This is a genomic window from Kiloniella sp. EL199 (assembly GCF_900313065.1).
In the GTDB taxonomy this organism is placed as follows: Bacteria; Pseudomonadota; Alphaproteobacteria; order Kiloniellales; family Kiloniellaceae; genus Kiloniella.
This window is the reverse complement of record NZ_OMPU01000013.1, coordinates 80,687-99,505: the sequence shown is the minus strand read 5'-3', so window position 1 is coordinate 99,505 and position 18,819 is coordinate 80,687. Positions and strand designations below refer to the sequence as shown.

17 protein-coding genes are annotated in these 18,819 nt (G+C 45.0%); 10 read left to right on the top strand and 7 right to left on the bottom strand.

Going from position 1 to position 18,819, the window contains the following annotated elements; translation table 11 throughout:
* Nucleotides 1-13 precede the first annotated feature (13 nt).
* Together D9A03_RS15300 and D9A03_RS15295 are read right to left on the bottom strand one after the other, a co-directional pair.
* The gene (locus tag D9A03_RS15300; RefSeq protein WP_120498093.1) at nucleotides 14-1,270 is read right to left on the bottom strand and encodes a bifunctional 2-polyprenyl-6-hydroxyphenol methylase/3-demethylubiquinol 3-O-methyltransferase UbiG; all 1,257 of its coding nucleotides are present in this window, start codon (nucleotides 1,268-1,270) and stop codon (nucleotides 14-16) included.
* Between the two features lie 119 nt (nucleotides 1,271-1,389).
* Nucleotides 1,390-2,442 (bottom strand): asparaginase, encoded by a 1,053-nt coding sequence (locus tag D9A03_RS15295; RefSeq protein WP_254055064.1) that lies wholly within the window; start codon nucleotides 2,440-2,442, stop codon nucleotides 1,390-1,392.
* Between the two features lie 161 nt (nucleotides 2,443-2,603).
* Between D9A03_RS15295 and D9A03_RS15290 the strand changes: the two genes are divergently transcribed.
* The 3 genes from D9A03_RS15290 to rlmN all read left to right on the top strand — a co-directional run bounded on the left by D9A03_RS15290 (nucleotide 2,604) and on the right by rlmN (nucleotide 5,257).
* A complete protein-coding gene (locus D9A03_RS15290) occupies nucleotides 2,604-3,137 on the top strand; it encodes an RNA methyltransferase (protein ID WP_120498092.1) in 534 nt (177 codons plus the stop codon).
* A 107-nt stretch (nucleotides 3,138-3,244) separates the two neighbouring features.
* Nucleotides 3,245-3,790: an invasion associated locus B family protein gene (locus D9A03_RS15285; protein WP_162938185.1), complete on the top strand. Its 546-nt coding sequence runs from the start codon at nucleotides 3,245-3,247 to the stop codon at nucleotides 3,788-3,790.
* A gap of 246 nt (nucleotides 3,791-4,036) precedes the next feature.
* Nucleotides 4,037-5,257 carry a 23S rRNA (adenine(2503)-C(2))-methyltransferase RlmN gene (gene rlmN, locus D9A03_RS15280; RefSeq protein WP_120498090.1) on the top strand — a complete coding sequence of 407 codons (1,221 nt, stop codon included), beginning with the start codon at nucleotides 4,037-4,039 and terminating at the stop codon, nucleotides 5,255-5,257.
* Nucleotides 5,258-5,351: 94 nt separating this feature from the next.
* Here the strand turns inward: rlmN and D9A03_RS15275 are convergent, their stop codons facing one another.
* Nucleotides 5,352-6,185 (bottom strand): bifunctional 2-polyprenyl-6-hydroxyphenol methylase/3-demethylubiquinol 3-O-methyltransferase UbiG, encoded by an 834-nt coding sequence (locus tag D9A03_RS15275; RefSeq protein ID WP_120498089.1) that lies wholly within the window; start codon nucleotides 6,183-6,185, stop codon nucleotides 5,352-5,354.
* Between the two features lie 57 nt (nucleotides 6,186-6,242).
* Nucleotides 6,243-7,139, bottom strand: coding sequence for a LysR family transcriptional regulator ArgP (locus D9A03_RS15270; protein ID WP_120498088.1), 897 nt, complete (start codon nucleotides 7,137-7,139; stop codon nucleotides 6,243-6,245).
* A gap of 205 nt (nucleotides 7,140-7,344) precedes the next feature.
* On the opposite strand from D9A03_RS15270, the gene D9A03_RS15265 reads away from it, so the two are divergent.
* Entirely contained in the window at nucleotides 7,345-7,992 is a 648-nt protein-coding gene (locus D9A03_RS15265) for a glutathione S-transferase family protein (RefSeq protein WP_120498087.1), read from the top strand.
* A 118-nt stretch (nucleotides 7,993-8,110) separates the two neighbouring features.
* Nucleotides 8,111-8,734: a LysE/ArgO family amino acid transporter gene (locus D9A03_RS15260; protein WP_120498086.1), complete on the top strand. Its 624-nt coding sequence runs from the start codon at nucleotides 8,111-8,113 to the stop codon at nucleotides 8,732-8,734.
* A gap of 54 nt (nucleotides 8,735-8,788) precedes the next feature.
* On the opposite strand, the gene D9A03_RS15255 is transcribed toward D9A03_RS15260, so the two are convergent.
* Nucleotides 8,789-11,053: a methyl-accepting chemotaxis protein gene (locus D9A03_RS15255; RefSeq protein WP_120498085.1), complete on the bottom strand. Its 2,265-nt coding sequence runs from the start codon at nucleotides 11,051-11,053 to the stop codon at nucleotides 8,789-8,791.
* Nucleotides 11,054-11,337: 284 nt separating this feature from the next.
* Here D9A03_RS15255 and D9A03_RS15250 point away from each other — a divergent pair, with 284 nt between their 5' ends.
* The 5 genes from D9A03_RS15250 (at nucleotide 11,338) to D9A03_RS15230 (ending at nucleotide 16,906) form a co-directional block, all read left to right on the top strand.
* On the top strand, nucleotides 11,338-12,714 hold the full coding sequence (locus D9A03_RS15250) for an MFS transporter (RefSeq protein ID WP_120498542.1): 1,377 nt from the start codon (nucleotides 11,338-11,340) through the stop codon (nucleotides 12,712-12,714).
* 101 nt (nucleotides 12,715-12,815) lie between these two features.
* Nucleotides 12,816-14,183, top strand: a complete 1,368-nt coding sequence (locus D9A03_RS15245) for a DUF3179 domain-containing protein (RefSeq protein ID WP_120498541.1) — start codon at nucleotides 12,816-12,818, stop codon at nucleotides 14,181-14,183.
* Between the two features lie 256 nt (nucleotides 14,184-14,439).
* Nucleotides 14,440-15,642: an argininosuccinate synthase gene (locus tag D9A03_RS15240; protein ID WP_120498084.1), complete on the top strand. Its 1,203-nt coding sequence runs from the start codon at nucleotides 14,440-14,442 to the stop codon at nucleotides 15,640-15,642.
* A 77-nt stretch (nucleotides 15,643-15,719) separates the two neighbouring features.
* A complete protein-coding gene (gene tam / locus D9A03_RS15235; RefSeq protein ID WP_120498083.1) occupies nucleotides 15,720-16,499 on the top strand; it encodes a trans-aconitate 2-methyltransferase in 780 nt (259 codons plus the stop codon).
* 122 nt (nucleotides 16,500-16,621) lie between these two features.
* Nucleotides 16,622-16,906: a DUF3253 domain-containing protein gene (locus D9A03_RS15230; protein ID WP_046508754.1), complete on the top strand. Its 285-nt coding sequence runs from the start codon at nucleotides 16,622-16,624 to the stop codon at nucleotides 16,904-16,906.
* Between the two features lie 120 nt (nucleotides 16,907-17,026).
* Here D9A03_RS15230 and folD read toward each other — a convergent pair whose 3' ends face one another.
* Both folD and pncA read right to left on the bottom strand, forming a co-directional pair.
* A complete protein-coding gene (folD, locus tag D9A03_RS15225; RefSeq protein WP_120498082.1) occupies nucleotides 17,027-17,926 on the bottom strand; it encodes a bifunctional methylenetetrahydrofolate dehydrogenase/methenyltetrahydrofolate cyclohydrolase FolD in 900 nt (299 codons plus the stop codon).
* A 221-nt stretch (nucleotides 17,927-18,147) separates the two neighbouring features.
* Complete coding sequence (pncA, locus tag D9A03_RS15220) at nucleotides 18,148-18,783, bottom strand: bifunctional nicotinamidase/pyrazinamidase (protein WP_120498081.1); 636 nt, start codon at nucleotides 18,781-18,783, stop codon at nucleotides 18,148-18,150.
* Nucleotides 18,784-18,819 lie beyond the last annotated feature (36 nt).

The following is an 18,819-nucleotide window of genomic DNA, read 5'->3' as shown; positions in this document are numbered from 1 at the left end:
TAAGTAAATAACTTTAATTGTCTTCGTACCTGAGTAGCAGATGGTTCAGATCATTAAACACAATATAAAATTCCTTGAACTGTTGCAGGAACTTATCCCATTCCAATCGTGCATCCAGCTCTTTTAGTTCTGCAAAAATCTCTGACAGGTTATTGCGGCCATTACATCTTTTGGCAATTGCAGCAGAAAGACGTGGTAAAGGAAGATTGAGTGGAATGCCGTCTAGGTTGCTTTTAAGAGTCGATACTTTTTTCAGGCTTTCTGCAATGACATCGGGCTGCATTTCGCGAAAGACCGGGATTGCCTTTTCGGCTTGTGATAAATCAGCAATGGTATTTTTTTTGCGAGACAGATAGAACACATGAAGCTTCATGTTACTGGCAAGTTTTTCGGCGACAGCGGCTTGTTCTATCGAGTTTAATGCATGTCCATGCTGAAGAAGTTTGGCGTCTTTTACATAAGTATCTATTTTGTAGCGAATTGGTTCAACAAAAGCCGTAAGCTCTAACCCTGATGACGCGACAAGATCGGCAACCTGTGGAACAGTGTAGGCTCTGTCACAGCTATGCAAAAGCAGGTCGACAAGCTCTGCATCACTCGCTTTGTGATCAATGACAAAGGGGTTGCGGTTAAAGCTGTTGGTTGGGGGGAGTTTCTCCAAAAGGCGACGGGCCAGTTTTACCTTTTCTGCGAGACTCGAACACTCTTTTCCCAGACTTCGAAGAAGATCCTGCATTGGGTAGACGCCTTCACGCCCGTATTGCCCATAAACCATTATCCCCATACCGCCGTCTTCCTTAAGAACAGAAGCCAGAGCTTCTAACCCTTGTTCAGGAGAGGTGAGGTGATGCAGCACGCCGCAGCAGTCTATGTAGTCAAAAGGCTCCAAACCAAGGCTTGGTAAATCGAGTAATGATCCACTCAGGAAAGTGATGTTATTTAGATCGCGTGCTTTTGCTCTGGCTTCGACAATCGCTCGTGATGCTGACGAAAGATCAAGGTAGGTAACTTGCCCCGCTTGGCCTTTACCATCCTTTGATGCATTGGCAAGCTGCTGTGCCAGCATGATCGTTGCATCACCTGTACCACCTCCCGCAACCAAAGCACGAAAGGACTTGGAAAAATCTCTTTTGCCAGCAAAAAGGTAGTGGTTGAGTTCTGCGAGATTACTCGGCGAACCTGTGATCAAGCGTTTATGTTCATCCGTAGGATTTCTGGACGGATAAGGATAGGCTTCGTATTGATCTTGTACTTCTGGCTGAACGGTCATCGTGGTTAAACCGATTCCTTTGGAAGGTTAGTGTGTGTGTCAGATTTATAAATAGTCGTGTTTGTAGTGATGGGCCTAAAAAAACCTTTCTAATAGAAAATAACTTGAGAGGAGGCTTTTTAGAAGCGAACGTTTCGGGCCGCACGAACCTGACCAACCTGTATGCCTGCACGGTTAAACAAAGGAGGTTCCAGTACGTCTTTCATCGCCTGTGCTGTGGCATCGTTTATGATCTTCAGGTGTTTTAAAATCATGCCGACTACAGTTTCAGCCGAGCGGGTAACTCCGTCATCAGCTTTTAGCGCTATGCCTAAACCAAGTTCCGGAATGATGCCTGTGTAAACACCTTCGGCCCCGGTTTTGATCAAGGCACGTCCTTTGGTAGCTTCGACAATTTTTGTGCAGAAGCGATCTGATCCGGCAATCATAAAAGGTTCTGCCGTGATTGCTTTGTTAATACGCCGGCAAGCTTCCTGACGAGCTTCTGGTTGATCCGAAGGATCTGCAAAACGTGCCATCGCCAGAGCAATGTTCGCAAGAGGGGCACCAATAACGGGTATGCCACAACCATCTACACCGCGTGGTGCATCGCCAAGATCCATGCCACACATGGTTTCCATTGCGCCAAGGATATTTTGTTGCAGCGGGTGCTCATATTTCACATAGCCTTTGAGATTATATCCAAGCTGCTTACAGACTGTCAGAAAGCCAGTGTGTTTACCGGAACAGTTATTGTGCAGAGGTGATTCAGAACCTCCACTTTTTAACAGCTCAACCATTGAAGGAACGTGATACGGAAGGTGAGATCCGCATTCCAGATCTTCTTCTGTACAGCCAATTTTATCCAACCACTTCTTGACGGTCGCAACGTGTTCAGGTTGCCCGTCGTGACTGGCACAAGCAATGGATATCTCAGCGTCAGTCAGATTAAAAGCATCTGCAGCACCGCTTTCAACAAGAGGTAAAGCCTGCATACATTTAATAGCCGAACGTCCATAGGTTACTTTTTCATAATTACCACCAGATAAAACAACCTTTCCATCTGTATCGACAACCGCATAGGACGCGCGATGAATGCTTTCGACCATATCCCCCCGGGTCACTTCGACCATAATCGGGTTATTTTGACTCTCATTTGAAGATGAGTTGTTGTTTTTTGTTAAATCCGACACTAGAAAACTCTTAATGTTAAGAACATGAGGCTCAATTCAGAAGTGCTCTGAAACGCGGGGCTCAAATACCCACTGATTTTTGTGCTGGCATTATAGGCGCAAAGTAATGAAAATTAACAGGCTTAAGAAGGACCTGAATTAAGACTATGGCAGAGAGAACCATGAGAGGATTTTTTGGCATGGGGGTCGAGGGCGGCAGCAAACCCATGAACCTGGGGAATCTGCTTCGTTCGGCACATAGCTTTGGGGCAAGTTTCTTTTTTACTGTTGCGCCACATTACGATGCAAAACAGGTCAAACAATCAGATACATCAGATGCGGCAAAGACATTACCGCTTTATAACTTTGACAGTGTAGAAGAAATGGTACTGCCAAAAGGTGTCCAGCTGGTTGGGGTTGAACTTACAGATGAATCAATTGAACTTCCAAGTTTCCGTCACCCCATGCAGGCGGCATATGTATTGGGGCCTGAAAAGGGTTCTTTGTCACCGGAAATGCAGGAACGCTGTGACTTTATTGTGAAGATTCCAATGAAGTTCTGTGTGAATGTTGGTGTTGCGGGTGCAATTGTGCTTTATGATAGATTGATTTCTATGGGTAGATTTCCGGGACGCCCCGTAAATCCGCGGGCCGAGGCGGTTCCCTTGCCCAAGCATATTCAAGGTGTTCAGATCATTCGAACAAAAAAAGATTAAGCGTCTGGACGAAATTAAAAGACCTGCCTTAGAATTACCTATTTTATGGTCTAGTGGTGAGAAATAAGAAAGTTACCGCGCAGAGTATTAGTATAACTGGGAAGATAATGAGCAAGCTATTGTCGATGAAATCCGCCATTCCTATGGCTCTTATGGTATCTGTTTCCTTTGGTTTATCCGCGTTAACCGCGAAGACAAGTTCCGCTCAAGGAATTAAAGCTATCGGGCAACACAAGGATTGGACTTCTTACAGCTATACCGAAAATGGTCATAAAGTGTGTTTTATGAACTCGGTTCCCAAGAAGGCTGAAGGTAAGTACAAAAAGCGTGGCGATATCTATCTGGTTGTATCCCACAGGGTTGGCGAAAAACGCTGGGATGAAATTTCTATCCAGACTGGCTACAGCTATCGTCCGGATTCTGAGGCAACCCTTAGCGTTGGTAAAAGCAGCTATAAATTCTTCACTGCTGGTGACAGTGCCTGGGCCTATAACCAGGAAGATGACCAGAAGGTTATCAAAGCGATGATCAAAGGATCGAAGCTTATTGTTCGCGGTGTTTCTGGCCGTGGTACAAAAACCAAAGACACCTATTCTTTAAGTGGTTTTTCAGCAGCTTATCGTGCTATTAATCAGGCGTGCGGTAAAAAATAGTATCTTTAATATTTTAATCTTGGGGATACTTTTTGTGTGGCTGGTTTAATCGAGATAAAGCAGTCACTTATAGCTGATAAAGTTATCTGATATCTTCATAGTCATCAGGACTTTTGGGTTTCGTTAAACTAATGCAAGCGGCTGTTATGCGGTTACTGCAAAGCGAATCCGCTTGAACCCGGAAGTGACTCGCTTTATTTAAGCCTCAATTGCAGATAAAATATCTGCCATAAGGATTGATGAGCTATGACCACAGCACCGAAAATCACAGAAACCACGGCAGAAAGTACTGCCCAAGCGCAAGATAAGAATGTGCAGGGCAGTAATGCTGGCTCTCGAGGGCATGCGAAAGCTTTTGCACCACCTGCGTCGCATTCAGTTGATGGCCGGAAAATTCTGGTTGGGTTGTCCCGTGAAGAGCTGGAAGCAGAGGTACTTGGTCTTGGTGAAGCGAAGTTTCGTGCTAAACAGCTGTGGCAGTGGATTTATAATCGCGGGGCTGCGTCCTTTGAAGAAATGACGTCTTTGGGCAAACCCTTTCGAGAAAAGCTGGAAGCCGGATATGTCGTCGGGCGACCAGAGATTGTTGAAGACCTGATCTCGGTTGATGGGACGCGCAAGTGGCTCCTTCGTTTTCCCGATGGAAATGAAGTTGAGACTGTTTTTATTCCTGAAGATGATCGTGGAACGCTCTGTGTATCCTCACAGGTTGGGTGCACTCTGACCTGCAAATTCTGTCATACAGGGACGCAGCCGCTTGTTCGTAATTTGTCCCCTAATGAAATTGTTTCCCAGATTATTCATGCCAGAGACGCCATGGCAGAGTGGCCAAGCTCTGCACCTGGGCGTCGAGTGACAAACATTGTCATGATGGGAATGGGGGAACCACTTTATAACTATGAGAATGTGAAAGCGGCTTTGAATATTGTCATGGATGGGGAAGGCCTGACCATTTCCAGACGACGTATTACGCTTTCGACATCGGGTGTTGTGCCCGAGATCCGTCGTTGTGGTGTTGATCTTGGCGTGAACCTTGCGATTTCACTTCATGCGGTTGACGATGAAACCAGAAGCAAAATCATGCCAATTAACAATAAGTATCCACTGAAAGACTTGCTGGATGCTTGCCGTGAATATCCGGGGGTCAGCAATTCCCGTCGTATTACTTTTGAGTATGTCATGCTCAAGGATGTGAATGATTCTATGGAAGATGCAAAGAAACTGCTTCAGATTCTCAAGGGTATTCCGGCCAAGATTAATTTGATTCCTTTCAACCCATGGCCGGGATCATTCTTTGAATGCTCTTCGAATAATCAGATCCGTCGTTTTTCGAATTATCTTTTTGAAAAGGGTGTGTCGGCCCCGATCCGCACGACAAGGGGTGAGGATATTCTTGCGGCTTGTGGTCAGCTAAAGTCTGAATCTGAGCGTAAGCGCAAGACAAAAAAGCCCTGCGCGGCAGAGTAATTGAATAAAGAAGAGTAATTGAACAAAGAAAAGGCCCGTAGGTCCGGGTTTTTTCAGATGCGGACCTTTTCTTGGCGAGGCGTTAAAACAAAGATTATTTCTGTTTTTGCATGATCATATTGAAGCCCAAGGGTGGTTTTGCTTCCTGATGCTCCAGATCCATGCAAAAATTGGAAATATCCCGATCAATTTCCCGAATATATTTCAAGTCCATATCCAGATTGATCCCGGCCATGAGAATATCATCCATCTTGTGTTGAAAGCTGTAGCTTGGACTTGATTCGTATTCGACGTGTCCAAAATAATCCAGCCCGTCGGTATCTTTCCAGGGGTCCTGCTTGAAATAGGAATAGAGTGGTCTTGAAACGCCTTTCCCATCTGTTTCGTACATAAGCAATACGGGATGCATTTCTTCGGCAACGTAGTATCCACCGGGTTTGATCAAGCTATGAATGACTTTAAAAAATGCAGAGAGATCAGGCATCCAGCTCATGACGCCAACGGTGGTCAGAACAACATCAAACTGTTCTTTGAACTGATCTGGAATGTCATAGACATCACTGACAAGTAATTCCATTCTGTCTTGATAGTGCGTGGCTTTGATCAATTCATTGCCTTGATCGATAAAGGCTGAAGCGGCATCAACACCCAGGCCGTAGCTGGCCCCCATTTTAATAACTGACAGCAAGTCTTTTGCGTTGTTGCAACAAACCTGGGCAACACGTTTCCCCTGAAGATCGAGGCGATTTAATGTTTCTCTAAGTTCAGGCTCCAAGGCGTTGAAATCGCTATGCATGACGTCTTGTAATAGCGTTTGTTGATTTCTCTCTTCGTGCCGTGGTGCGGCTTCGTTCCAGGAAATACGGTTTGCTTCGGTATAAAACTTTCGACTTAACATTACTTGTTTGTTTTGTTCTTTGGACGTCATTTTAAGTTTTTCTCTGATAGGGCTATCACACAAAGACTGGTTACTGATTTAAAGAGATTAACAATCAGGAAGAGGTATAAGTACACGCTTTGCTTCTGAAACCAATGCTTTTGTCAATCCCTTCATCATGTCGGTATGTAGATTCCAGATATGCCAGTAAAGAGGCACAGGGATTTTGTAATCAGGATCTATAGAAACCAAATCTCCGCTATCTATATAGGGTTGCCCCTGCTGGTTGGGGATAAGGCCATAGGCCAAGCCTTTGAGCAGCGCATCAACAAAGCCATCACAGGCTGGAATAAGGTGGTGCGGGAAGTCTGTGATGCCGAACTTTTGTTCCAGATAACGATGTTGGAGTGGGTCTTTGCGATTAAAGACGGCAACGGGAATGCTTGCGGCATTGTCTTTTGTCAGGCCTGTTGGTGCGTATTTCTTTACAAAGTCAGGTGAGGCCAAAGGCTGATAAATCATCTGCCCCAAGGGGATACATCGACAGCCCTGAACGGCACGCGGACTGTCGCTGATACACCCAAGAACTTCTCCGGTTCGTAAAAGGTGGTGGGTTTGTTCCTGATCATCAACTTTGAGTTCCAGCAGTATTTTATTCGTTTCTGCAAACTTTTTAATTGCCCCAAAAAACCAGGTGCCAATGGAATCTGCGTTCAGGCCGATGGTGAGATTGGTAAAACCTTCGTTATTCTGATTCTTTAAATCTTCATCCAACTCATTCTCTAACAGGCTTACCTGTTTGTAGTGTTTTATCAGGCGTTGGCCGGATGTTGTTGCGGTTAACAGTGTGCCACGAACAACAAGTGTTTGCCCAAGACTGTCTTCGAGTTGTCGCAATCTCTGTGAGACTGCAGACTGGGTAATAAAGAGCTTCTGGGCTGCCTTTTCAAAACTGCCTTCTTCTAGAATGGCGTTGAGGGTGGCAAGCTGTCTGTAATCAAACATGAATAAGCACTGCTAATATTTATTTTATTTCATAAGATTTAGTATAAGCGCTTTCATTGTTCTCTGAAAAGATCTGTTCAAAAATGACAAAATCCGGGCAAGTCTTGCCAATCGCTGTGTTGTGGGTGGCGAGAAAGATATTAGTTGATCATAGTGTGCTGAATCATTTTATTTTCTTCCTTTAAGGTTCGTCTGGAGAAGTCGTATGTCAGAATTACAGCTGATCATTGCCAATAAAAACTATTCGTCCTGGTCCTTGCGTCCTTGGATCGCTCTGAAAGTGAAGGGAATTGAGTTTGAAGAGGTTTTTTCTCAATTTGACGAAGCGACAGGGCACAAGCATTTTGCAGAGTTCTCACCGACCAAGAAAGTGCCTGTTTTAAAGGATGGTGAACTGACAGTTTGGGAATCTCTGGCGATACTCGAATATCTAGCAGATAAGTTCCCTGATGCCGACTTGTGGCCTGTTGAACAGTCTGATCGAGCCATAGCCCGGTCTATTTCGAATGAGATGCACGGTGGGTTTATGTCTTTAAGAGCAGAGTGCCCGATGAACATGCGCCGTAAAGAAGAGGCCATTAATGTTTCAGATAGCGTACATAAAGATGTGCGGCGGATTATTGAGATTTGGCGCGATTGTCTAGCAAAGTCCGGCGGTCCTTTCCTGTTTGGGGAATTTTGTATTGCCGATGCAATGTTTGCCCCGGTTGTAAACCGTATTACCAAGTATCAGTTAAGTGATGATTCCGTTGTCCAACAATATTCCTCTGCAATGACAGCGCTCCCTGCCTGGCTGGAATGGGAAGAAGCGGGAAAGGCAGAACCCTGGATTGTGGAGGAAGATGAAGCATAATTAGATATACTTATGTATCATGAATATTATTAGGGTTACTTGTTTTCTGTGATTGTTTAAATTGAAGCTACTGAGATCAGAACTCAGTGGCTTCAATTGATTTAACAGGAATGAGTTAATGTTTGGGATTGCTGCACCCTTTTTAAAAGGAATGGGCATTGGTGCTGGATTGATTATCGCCATTGGGGCGCAGAATGCCTTTGTTCTTACCCAGGGACTTCGTCGTAATAATCAATATCTTATTGCATTTCTCTGCAGTTTTATTGATGCATTACTAATAACCATTGGTGTCGCTGGTATGGGGGTATTGATTACTTCAAACCCATTGCTACTTGATTTTGCTGTTTGGGGCGGAGCCCTTTTTCTTTTTGTATATGGATTGAAAGCGTTCAGATCAGCTTTAAACCCTGATGTTCTAACCGCTGAACAGGACCGGGGGCCTGATACGCTTATTAAAGCGGTATTAACTACTCTGGCTGTTAGTTTACTTAACCCACATATTTATCTGGACACTGTGATCTTGCTTGGATCTATTGGCGGTCAATATCCTGCGGAGACCAGAATATGGTTTGGTTTAGGTGCTGTCGTTTCTTCGTTTTTTTGGTTTTTTTCGCTGAGTTTGGGGGCGCAATGGTTGGCCCCGTTGTTTAAGCGACCAGTAGCTTGGCGCATTCTTGATAGTTTTATTGGTGTTGTTATGTGGACAATATCTTTGTCATTGATTGTGCAGGCTCTGTCTTAAATGCAAAAAATCCCCCAAGTATTTTCTGCTTGGGGGATTTTAAACGCTTCGAAGCTATTGCCCGCGTACCGAATTGAGGAATTGATCCACATTTTCAGTTAACAATGAGCTTTCTTCATCGATTTTCTGGACACCATCTATGACCTGTCCCATAGATTGATTAGTTTGATTCAACGCTGTTGAAACCTCTTGCACGCGCTCAGCAATAACAGAACAGTTGTTTGCTGACTGATTGACTGTCTGACTGATTTCTCGTGTTGCACCGCCTTGCTCTTCAACTGCTGTAGAGATTCCGCCTGCAATATCATTGATTTCCTTGATAACATTATCGATCTGTTCCGCAGCATCAACAGCACTGCTGATTTCATTTTGAATGTTACCTATCAGTGAACGAATATCTTCGGTGGCAGATGTTGTCTGGTTTGAGAGGTTTTTAACCTCGGCAGCGACCACAGCAAACCCCTTACCAGCTTCGCCGGCACGAGCCGCTTCGATGGTTGCGTTCAGGGCAAGAAGATTGGTTTGCTCGGCAATGCCGCTGATCATGCTGATGACATTTTCGATTTCCTGTGAACCTTCATTGAGGCGGGAAATATTACCGTTCATTGTGGCAGCGCGTTCAACTGCATTGTTTGAACAATCTGTTGATTTACTGACAAGATTAGAAATTTCTGAAATAGAAGCCGAAAGTTCTTCTGTCGCTGCCGCAACTGTGGAGATGTCATTGGACATGGCTTCACTGGCACCGCTGATCTCCTGAGCTTCTCTTTGAGATCCGGCAGCAAGGTTTTGCATTTCTTTGGCCTGATCACGCATAACAGTGACGTTGCTAGAGAGAATACCGATAGAGGAGCCGACAGAAGCATCAAAATCATTTGCCATACTTTCTGCGTTCAGACGTTTTTCTTCTTCCAGACGTGCTTCATTGAGTTCCTGTTCCGCTTTTAAAGCTTCTGCTTCTCGCGAGACATTCCGTAATTGGGCCAAGGCAAATCCCATTTTACTGATTTCGTCATTGCCATTGCGCATGATGCGGGTTGTAAGGTCGCCGTTGGCAATTTCTTCCATAGAATGAACAAGCCCCATAAGGCGACTGAGCAGGGAGCGGACGACATAAAGCCATCCGATCAAGATCGAGACAATTAATGAGGCGGCTGCAATGATAACCATAATTATTTCAGTCTGTTCAGATGATGCTTTGTTTTCTTGCGCGGTAGCGGCGATGCCTGCTTCGGTATTCGTAACCAGCTCACTGATTTGACCAGATAAATTTTCTGCGATTGTTCTGGTTTCTTCCATAATCGCATTGCTTTTGTTTTGCGCTGTTAGTTCAGCTTTGCGAAGAGAGAAAATATTGTTCTGGAGATCCCCTTTACTACCGAGGGTTAGCAGGCTTTGAAACAGCTCTGACAGTTTATCTACCTTCTGGGTTTGGGCCAGTTTTGAAAGGGGGGTTGCCATTGATCCCAAAGATGTCAGGAAAAGTTGCTCGATTTGCGTAATATCTTCCAGTGTATTTGTTTGCCCACCTTCTGCCAGAAGGCCAATTAGAAGGTTCGTTGATCCTTTGAAATCCAGAAGACCCTGTTGTAATTGAAAGAGTTGGAGTGGCTCACCTTCGCCGTCGATAACACCTAGTCGTACCTTGATAAGATGAGGTGATATTTCTTTGGCGACCAGCTCTCTGTAAGATGAAAGTTCTTTACCGAGTTCAACTCTTCTCAGGGCATAGGTTTGCTTTTCATTACCGAGTTCGCGAAGTTCGTCAATTTTCGGTCCGATATCGCCCAGACTCGTTTGGATGTTATTGACGGTCTCCTGACTGACATTCAGCTCTCCCAAATTAGAAAGGTGGCCTTGTGCGGATAAAATAGAGCTTTGGAGTTCCAGAAACCGTTGATCTCTTTGGGCAGTGTCAGCTGCGGATTCCAGCAAGGGAGCCGTGGCAGCCAGTCTGGATATTTCTTCAGACAGTTTCAAAGCAGAAGTAATCGCGGGGACGGTTTCTTCTGTAAGAGCTTCCTGTGTTTCCGTAAGCCTGGTGAGGTTATACCAACTTATGAAGCTGACCAATACAGTCATGATGGCAACGACACCAAAAGAGAGGATCAGGCGTTTACCAATACCGAACTTTATCTCGGGGGCTTCTTCTAAGGTTTGCACTGGTCCTGTATTCTCTGGAAGAGAGTCATCTACATCTGCAGTACTTGCTGAGATATCTTCATCGGAACTTGCGACAGCATCCGTTTCAGGTACGTTGCTTTCCTCAGTTTCTCTGGTTTCCTCTTCATGGGAATTTTTTAAACTAGGGGCGTCCATACCTGTAACTCCTTACCGCACAATCATCATATTTGTTGAATTCTGGCCAGAAGCTTAAAGGGCAAAAGGTAAATAATTTGTCATGATGGTTAAAATTTTTGTTCTTGCTGTCTAATGGTAAAATAAACTTATAAAAAACAATATTTTATTAAATGAAAAATAACTCAACACAGTAATCAGAATCTGTTTTGGGCATGATTCACTGAATGGACAATACTTGATAAATCCCCCCTAGGGGGATAATCTTGGAAAAGAACAACCTTCTTATTAATAAGACTTTCGCGATGCTCAGCGTTCTACAAAACAAGATATATCGAAATTTGTTTACGGCTCAGATTTTGTCGTTAATGGGTAGCGGGTTGACGACAGTGGCGCTCGGCCTTCTGGCCTATGATCTTGCGGGGGCAAATGCTGGTGCTGTTTTGGGAACTGCTTTGGCGCTTAAAATGGTTGCCTATGTCGGGATTGCCCCTGTTGTTGGGGCATTTGCCGATAGGATTCCGCGCAAAAGTTTTTTGGTTACGCTGGATTTATGCCGCGCAGGGATGGTTTTATTCCTGCCATTTGTGACGGAAGTCTGGCAAATCTATCTATTGGTGTTTTTATTTCAGTCATTTTCTGCGGCTTTTACCCCGACCTTTCAGGCAACGATACCGGATGTTTTGCCGAAAGAGAGCGATTTTACAAAAGCCCTTTCTCTTTCCCGTCTGGCTTATGATCTTGAAGCTTTATTAAGTCCACTTTTTGCTGGATTGTTGCTATCGGTCATGAGCTTTCATTGGCTGTTTTTGGGAACGATCATTGGCTTTCTGGCCTCTGCTTTACTTGTGGTTTCGGTGATTTTGCCAAACGTTGAGCCAACGGAAGAAGAAAAAAATTCCTTCAGAAAAGTATCTCGGGGAACAAGAATTTATCTTGCAACACCTCGATTACGAGGTTTGCTTGCCCTGAGCTTCGCTGTTTCTGCGGCTGGTGTCATGGTGATTGTAAATACCATCGTTTACGTCCGTGAATTCCTTGGCGGGAGGGAGAGTGACGTTGCCGTTTTTCTTGGTGCTGCCGGTTTAGGATCAATGTGTGTGGCTTTAAGCTTGCGGAAAATACTTGATGAGTTCGAGCCCAGATCCATAATGCTTTTGGGGGCGGTGGTCTTGCTAATCACCCTTATCGGTGGATCATTAGAACTGACCTATAGTCTTGCTTTGATTATCTGGTTCCTGATTGGGGCTGGAACTTCTTTGATTCAAACTCCGGGTGGTTTGCTCTTAAAGCGTTCGGCACATAAACAAGATCTTCCTGCATTATTTGCCAGTCATTTTGCCTTATCTCATGCCTGTTGGCTTATAGCCTATCCTGCGGCTGGTTGGTTAGGACTGTATCTTGGACTATCAGAAACATTTCTTGTCAGTGCTGCTGGTGTGCTTGGCGGATTGATTGTTGCTACGGTCTTGTGGCCAGCAAAAGATAGTGCTGTGTTAACACACGAGCATCCCGAAGTGTCCCATCTACATCTGCATACACATGATGAGCATCACCAGCACGAACATGAAGGGTGGGAAGGGCCGGAACCACATCGTCATCCTCATTATCATCCCAAACAGATACATAAACATGCCTTTGTGATTGATAGTCATCATGAACTCTGGCCAAATAGAAATTAATTATTCGCTCAAGTTGACGTCACAGAAGTGTGACGCGCTGTGTTTTTACCCCGTAATGATCTCTGCGTACCTTGAGAGTGTTCGAAGGTCGCGAGGATATTATGGTCTTTATTTCTACACGAAGGGCTTTTGCCCTACTGTTGTCTATGTTCCTCTGTGTGTTACCACTACACCTTCAGGCTCAAAGTGTTCAACATCCCCCTCTTCTTGTTGAACAGAGCTTGCAGATTTTGGTGGGTAGTCGTGAAGACCGGGATAAAAACCTTGCGATTTTCGAACAACGAGGAAAGACAGATGTCGTTCCTGCTTTAATACAAGCGCTTCGTTTTCAACCCAATAGCACTCAACTTAGATCTACACTGGTTTCCTTGACGGGACAGCCGGATCAGAGTTGGGGAGATTGGATGCTTTGGCAAGAAGAACATCCCGAGATTAAGCCCTTTGATGGTTTTGATGTATTCAAAGCTCGGGTGACGCAGTTAATTGATCCGAACTTTGTTGATTTTCTTTATCCGGACGTGCGTCATTCTATCCGTTTAGAGGAAATAGCATGGGGTGGCGTTCATAAGGACGGTATTCCCTCATTGGATAATCCGGAAATGATTCCCGCTGGAAAAGCCGATTATATGCGCGATGATGATCTGGTGTTTGGTGTTTCCATTAATGGTGATACCAGAGCTTATCCGCTACGCATTATGAATTGGCATGAAATGTTCAATGATGTCATTGGCGGAGTTCCCGTTGCCTTGGCGTACTGTACACTTTGCGGGTCGGGTATTCTGTATGAAACTGATTTGGGGGATGGAAAAGAGCCGATGATTTTTGGATCGTCAGGTTTTCTCTATCGTTCAAACAAGCTTATGTTTGACAGACGAACACATTCGTTGTGGAACCAGTTTACGGGACGCCCTGTCGTGGGGGCTTTAACGGGAACAGATCTGGAGCTTAAAACCAGACCTGTGACCATTACAAGCTGGAAACAATGGAAGGCTCATCATCCAAAAACAACAGTTCTGGATATTAATACGGGCTATCGAAGAGACTATGGATCCGGTGTTGCTTACAGAGAGTACTTTGCCTCACCGGAGCTTATGTTTCCGGCTTTGGTGGACCAAAGTGAAAATGCGGCAAAATCCTATGTTTTTGTATTGCGCATACAGGACAAAGAGCAGGCTTGGCCTCTTTCTGAATTTCGTGATGGTCAAGTTATTCAGGATAAAGTCGCGGGGCAAAAAATTATTCTGATCGGGAATGAGAAGACCAGAACGGTTCGGGCCTACGCTGGGAATGACGAAGTTTTTTCTCTGTCTGAAGCAGCAGATTATCTTGAAAGCAATAGTGGCAGTTGGAAGATTACAGAGGATGCGCTGGTTTCTGGCGATGGTCATAAACTGAAACGTTTGCCGGGGCATATTTCCTATTGGTTTGCCTGGAACAACTATAGTCAATCCGGGGCTTTTTCTGATTAGTGTCCTACTTGGTCTGACATTTTAAAACATTCAAGGTGTACCGAAATAGCTGGTTTGTGACAAAAGTCAGGTTGTGTTGGATCTCTAGGTAAATAGACTAATTTGATTAGGTAAAATAATTGTATTTTTCACTGTAATTCCTGCGGACAATACTTGCTCTGGATCAGGATTTACCTATACTCCCGGCAGATTTACCAACAAACGGCACTTATGCCTTCTTGCGGCATGGCCACTATTTGCAGAGGCGTGAACTTTTATGGGCGATATCAAAAAAGTCGTACTTGCCTATTCAGGCGGACTTGATACTTCGGTAATCCTGAAATGGCTTCAGGAAACTTACAATTGCGAAGTTGTGACTTTCACAGCAGATCTTGGTCAGGGCGAAGAACTGGAACCAGCACGCAAAAAAGCTTCGGCTTGTGGTGTGAAAGATATTTATATCGAAGATGTCCGCGAAGAGTTTGTCAGTGATTTTGTCTTCCCGATGTTTCGTGCCAACGCTGTTTACGAAGGCGTTTATCTTCTCGGAACTTCAATCGCGCGTCCACTAATTTCCAAGCGTTTGATTGAGATAGCCGAAGAAACAGGTGCAGACGCTGTTGCTCATGGTGCAACGGGTAAAGGAAACGATCAGGTTCGTTTTGAGCTGAGCTGTTACGCGTTGAACCCGGATATCAAGGTTATCGCCCCTTGGCGTGAATGGGATCTGACATCTCGTACAAAGCTGATTGATTTTGCCGAGAAGCACCAAATTCCAATCGCCAAAGACAAGCGAGGCGAAGCACCGTTTTCTGTTGATGCCAATCTTCTGCATACTTCTTCTGAAGGTAAGGAGATGGAAGATCCGTGGGTTGCACCGGGCGAGCATGTTTATCAGCGTATTGTTTCGCCGATGGCGGCACCTGACGAATCCACTGAGATCACCATTGAATTCAAAAAGGGTGACGCGGTTGGAATCAATGGTCAGAAAATGTCCCCTGCCGAAATCCTTACCAAGTTGAATGAACTGGGTGGTGCAAACGGCATCGGACGTCTTGATCTTGTCGAAGGACGTTTTGTTGGGATGAAATCTCGTGGTATCTACGAAACGCCAGGGGGCACAATCCTTTTGGCTGCACACCGAGCGATCGAATCCATTACGCTGGACCGGGGTGCGATGCATCTGAAAGATGAGTTAATGCCAAAATATGCCGAGCTTATCTATAATGGTTTCTGGTTTAGCCCAGAACGTGAAATGCTGCAGGCTATGATCGACAAGTCTCAAGAGCATGTGGAAGGTACTGTGCGTCTGTCTCTCTACAAAGGCAATGCAATCGTGACCGGGCGTGAATCTGCAAAGTCACTTTATAGCCTTGAGCATGTGACCTTCGAAGAAGACAGCGTTTATGATCAGCGAGATGCAGAAGGTTTCATTAAGTTGAATGCTTTGCGTTTGAAGCTACTGAATAAACAAAGATGATTTCTTGATTGATTTCGAATAAAAAAGCCCGGTCCTGAATTCACAGTCCCGGGCTTTTTGTTTTTGGGAGAGATGTTATGAAAAACGATTGGAGCACGGATCAATATCTGCAGTTTGAAGATCTTAGGACGCGTCCTGCTTATGAATTGTTGAGCAGGATAGGAATTAATGAACCTCAACAGGTTGTTGATCTTGGCTGTGGTCCTGGAAATTCGACAGAGCTTTTGCAGAGAAGGTTTCCATCTGCGGCTATTTCGGGCGTAGATTCTTCCCCGAAAATGCTGGAGGAAGCAAAGAAGAGATTACCTGATGTAACTTTTCCCCTTGATGATATTGCGATTTGGAAGCCCAAAAAAAAGGTTGATGTTATTTTTGCCAATGCGTCGCTTCAGTGGGTAACGGGGCATCATGATTTGGTTCCCCATTTAATGAAACATCTGAACGTTGGTGGTTTTCTCGCTGTGCAGATGCCAGATAATCTATCCGAGCCAACTCATGTTTTGATGCGGGAAACAGCATCGGAAGGGCCGTGGGCAGAGAAACTGTCGGAAGCGGTAAAATCGAGAGAAATCATTGGAAGCAGTGCAGATTATTATAACTGGCTTGCCGATCAATCCGAGGTTATTGATATCTGGCACACCAGTTATGAACATGTGCTTGCTGATGCAAATGCCATCGTTGATTGGGTAAAATCAACAGGTCTCAGACCTTTCCTGAATCCTCTCAACGATCAAGAGAGAAAAGCTTATCTGGAGCAATATCTTGACAAAATTAAACAGGCCTATAAGCCCCTAAAAGACGGTCGTGTTCTTCTAACTTTTCCGCGATTATTTATCGTTGCTCAAAAGAAACTTTGATAAACTATCATGATCCTATGCCTTAATCTCAAAGCTGCTAGGCAATGAACCGTGCAGATTGTCATTGCTCCGGGATGAGATTCACGTTAGTGAAGGCGCCATTCTTATGAAGAGAGATTGATATGAGCGACGAGAAGAAAAAAACAGACGACCCAATTGCGATTTTTATCCTTGGGGAACTCTATGGGGCCGAGAACGCAGTTAGCCCTGATGCTCTTGCGCGCGCTTACTACAAGCCTCGTGCAAAAAAAGAAGATCGCCCGGATGCCTGGCGCAAATATTTGCCAGCTGTACGTCAACAAGCCTTGCATCTTGCGCGTACAGGTCGAATTAACATTATTCGCAAGGGCGAAGTGGCTGACCCGAATGCACCAATCAAGGGGTTGTTCAAGCTTGTAATTGCTTGAGGGAAAAATTTAATATGTTGCTCATGGCTTAATTTCTTTAGCGCAACCAAGATAATAACAAAAAGCCCGGGACTGTGAATTCAGGATCGGGCTTTTTTATTGCTATTCTATAGCGGAATTTTAGAGAAGATTTGGCTCTTCCAATCCGTTTTGACGGCTCGCAGCAGTCAGAGTATTGGCAAGAAGGCAAGCAATTGTCATAGGGCCAACACCACCTGGGACTGGTGTAATTGCACCAGCGTGCTCCATTGCTTCGGCTGTTGCAACATCACCAACCAGTTTGTTTTTGCCATCAACTTCAATACGGTTGATCCCTACGTCGATAACGGTTGCGCCAGGTTTGACCCAGTCGCCTTTAACCATTTCTGGACGTCCAACAGCGGCAACAACAATGTCAGCCTGACGAACAACGTCTGGTAGGTCTTTGGTGCGGCTGTGCGCGATGGTCACGGTGCAGCTTTCCTGTAGCAGAAGCTGCGCCATTGGCTTGCCAACGATGTTGGAACGACCGACAACAACCGCAGTTTTGCTAGAGAGATCACCAAGGTGGTCTTTCAACAACATGATAGAACCAAGTGGGGTACAAGGGATCATCGGGGCGCTTGCGCCACGTGCGCCAGTTGCCAACCGACCAGAGTTGATCACGTGGAAGCCATCAACGTCTTTGTTTGGGTCAATGGCATTAATGATTGCGTGGTCATCAATATGATCAGGAACAGGCAACTGAACAAGAATACCGTGAACAGCAGGATCATTGTTGAGCTCTTCGACTTTTGCCAGAAGCTCTTCCTGAGTTGTTTCAGCAGGCATTTTGTGTTCGTAAGAATTCATGCCTGCTTCAAGGGTCTGTTTGCCTTTACTGCGTACATAAACTTGGCTGGCAGGGTCTTCACCAACCAGAACAACGGCAAGACCGGGTGTCAGATCGTGATCGTTTTTCAGGCGGGTAACTTCTTCTGCAATACGGCCCCGAAGGGTAGCGGAAAACTTTCTACCATCAATAATTGTCGCAGTGGACATCATAGGTCTCCTTGATTGATCCCAGTGTCAATTTTATCCCAATGTCATTTTTATCGGGGTCATAAGCCAAATAAATCCTGTTTGAACCAGGATAAAGCATAGGCAATTCTGACTTCTGTTTTCGTGGTTTTATGGTTTTAGGTCTGGTGATGCAATGACTTATCACAAGGCAGGATAGGCTTTCTGTTTTGAATCGCGAATTGACTGATCGGATAATCCGGTCAAAGCTCGTCTGAACTCAGGATTTCAACACCTGATTCTCTCATGTGAGTCATGGCTTTAGCCAATGATCCATCCAAATCAATTGCTCGACAGGCATCGGCAATTACAAAGGTTTCGAACCCCTGCTTGATGGCGTCTATTGCTGAATAGTACACACAAAAGTCAGTTGCAAGACCACAGAGAAAGACTCGTTCTATCTGGCGTTCTCTCAAGTATCCGGTAAGCCCTGTTGAGGTGGTTTTGTCATTTTCAAAAAAGGCTGAATAGGAATCGATTTCTTTGCGAAAACCTTTGCGCAAAATCAGTTCCAGTGCATTTTTATTGAGATTCTTGTGCAGTGTTGAGCCGTCTTTACCCTGAACACAATGATCCGGCCATAGAACTTGCTGGCCATAACTGAGTTCTATTGTTTCGTATGGGGTTTGACCCTCGTGGGATGAGACAAAGGATAGATGCCCCTCGGGGTGCCAGTCCTGTGTTGCCAACGCGTGCGGAAAGCGATCAATCAATTTGTTGACAACAGGCACAATAGCCTCGCCTTCTGGTACGGCCAATGCCCCGTCTGTGCAAAAATCGTTTTGAAGATCGATAATCAAGAGGGCATCGCGACTGCTCAAATCGAGAGAATATGACATTGTGCGATACCTTCTTTTAAAAAGTCAGATTTAAGT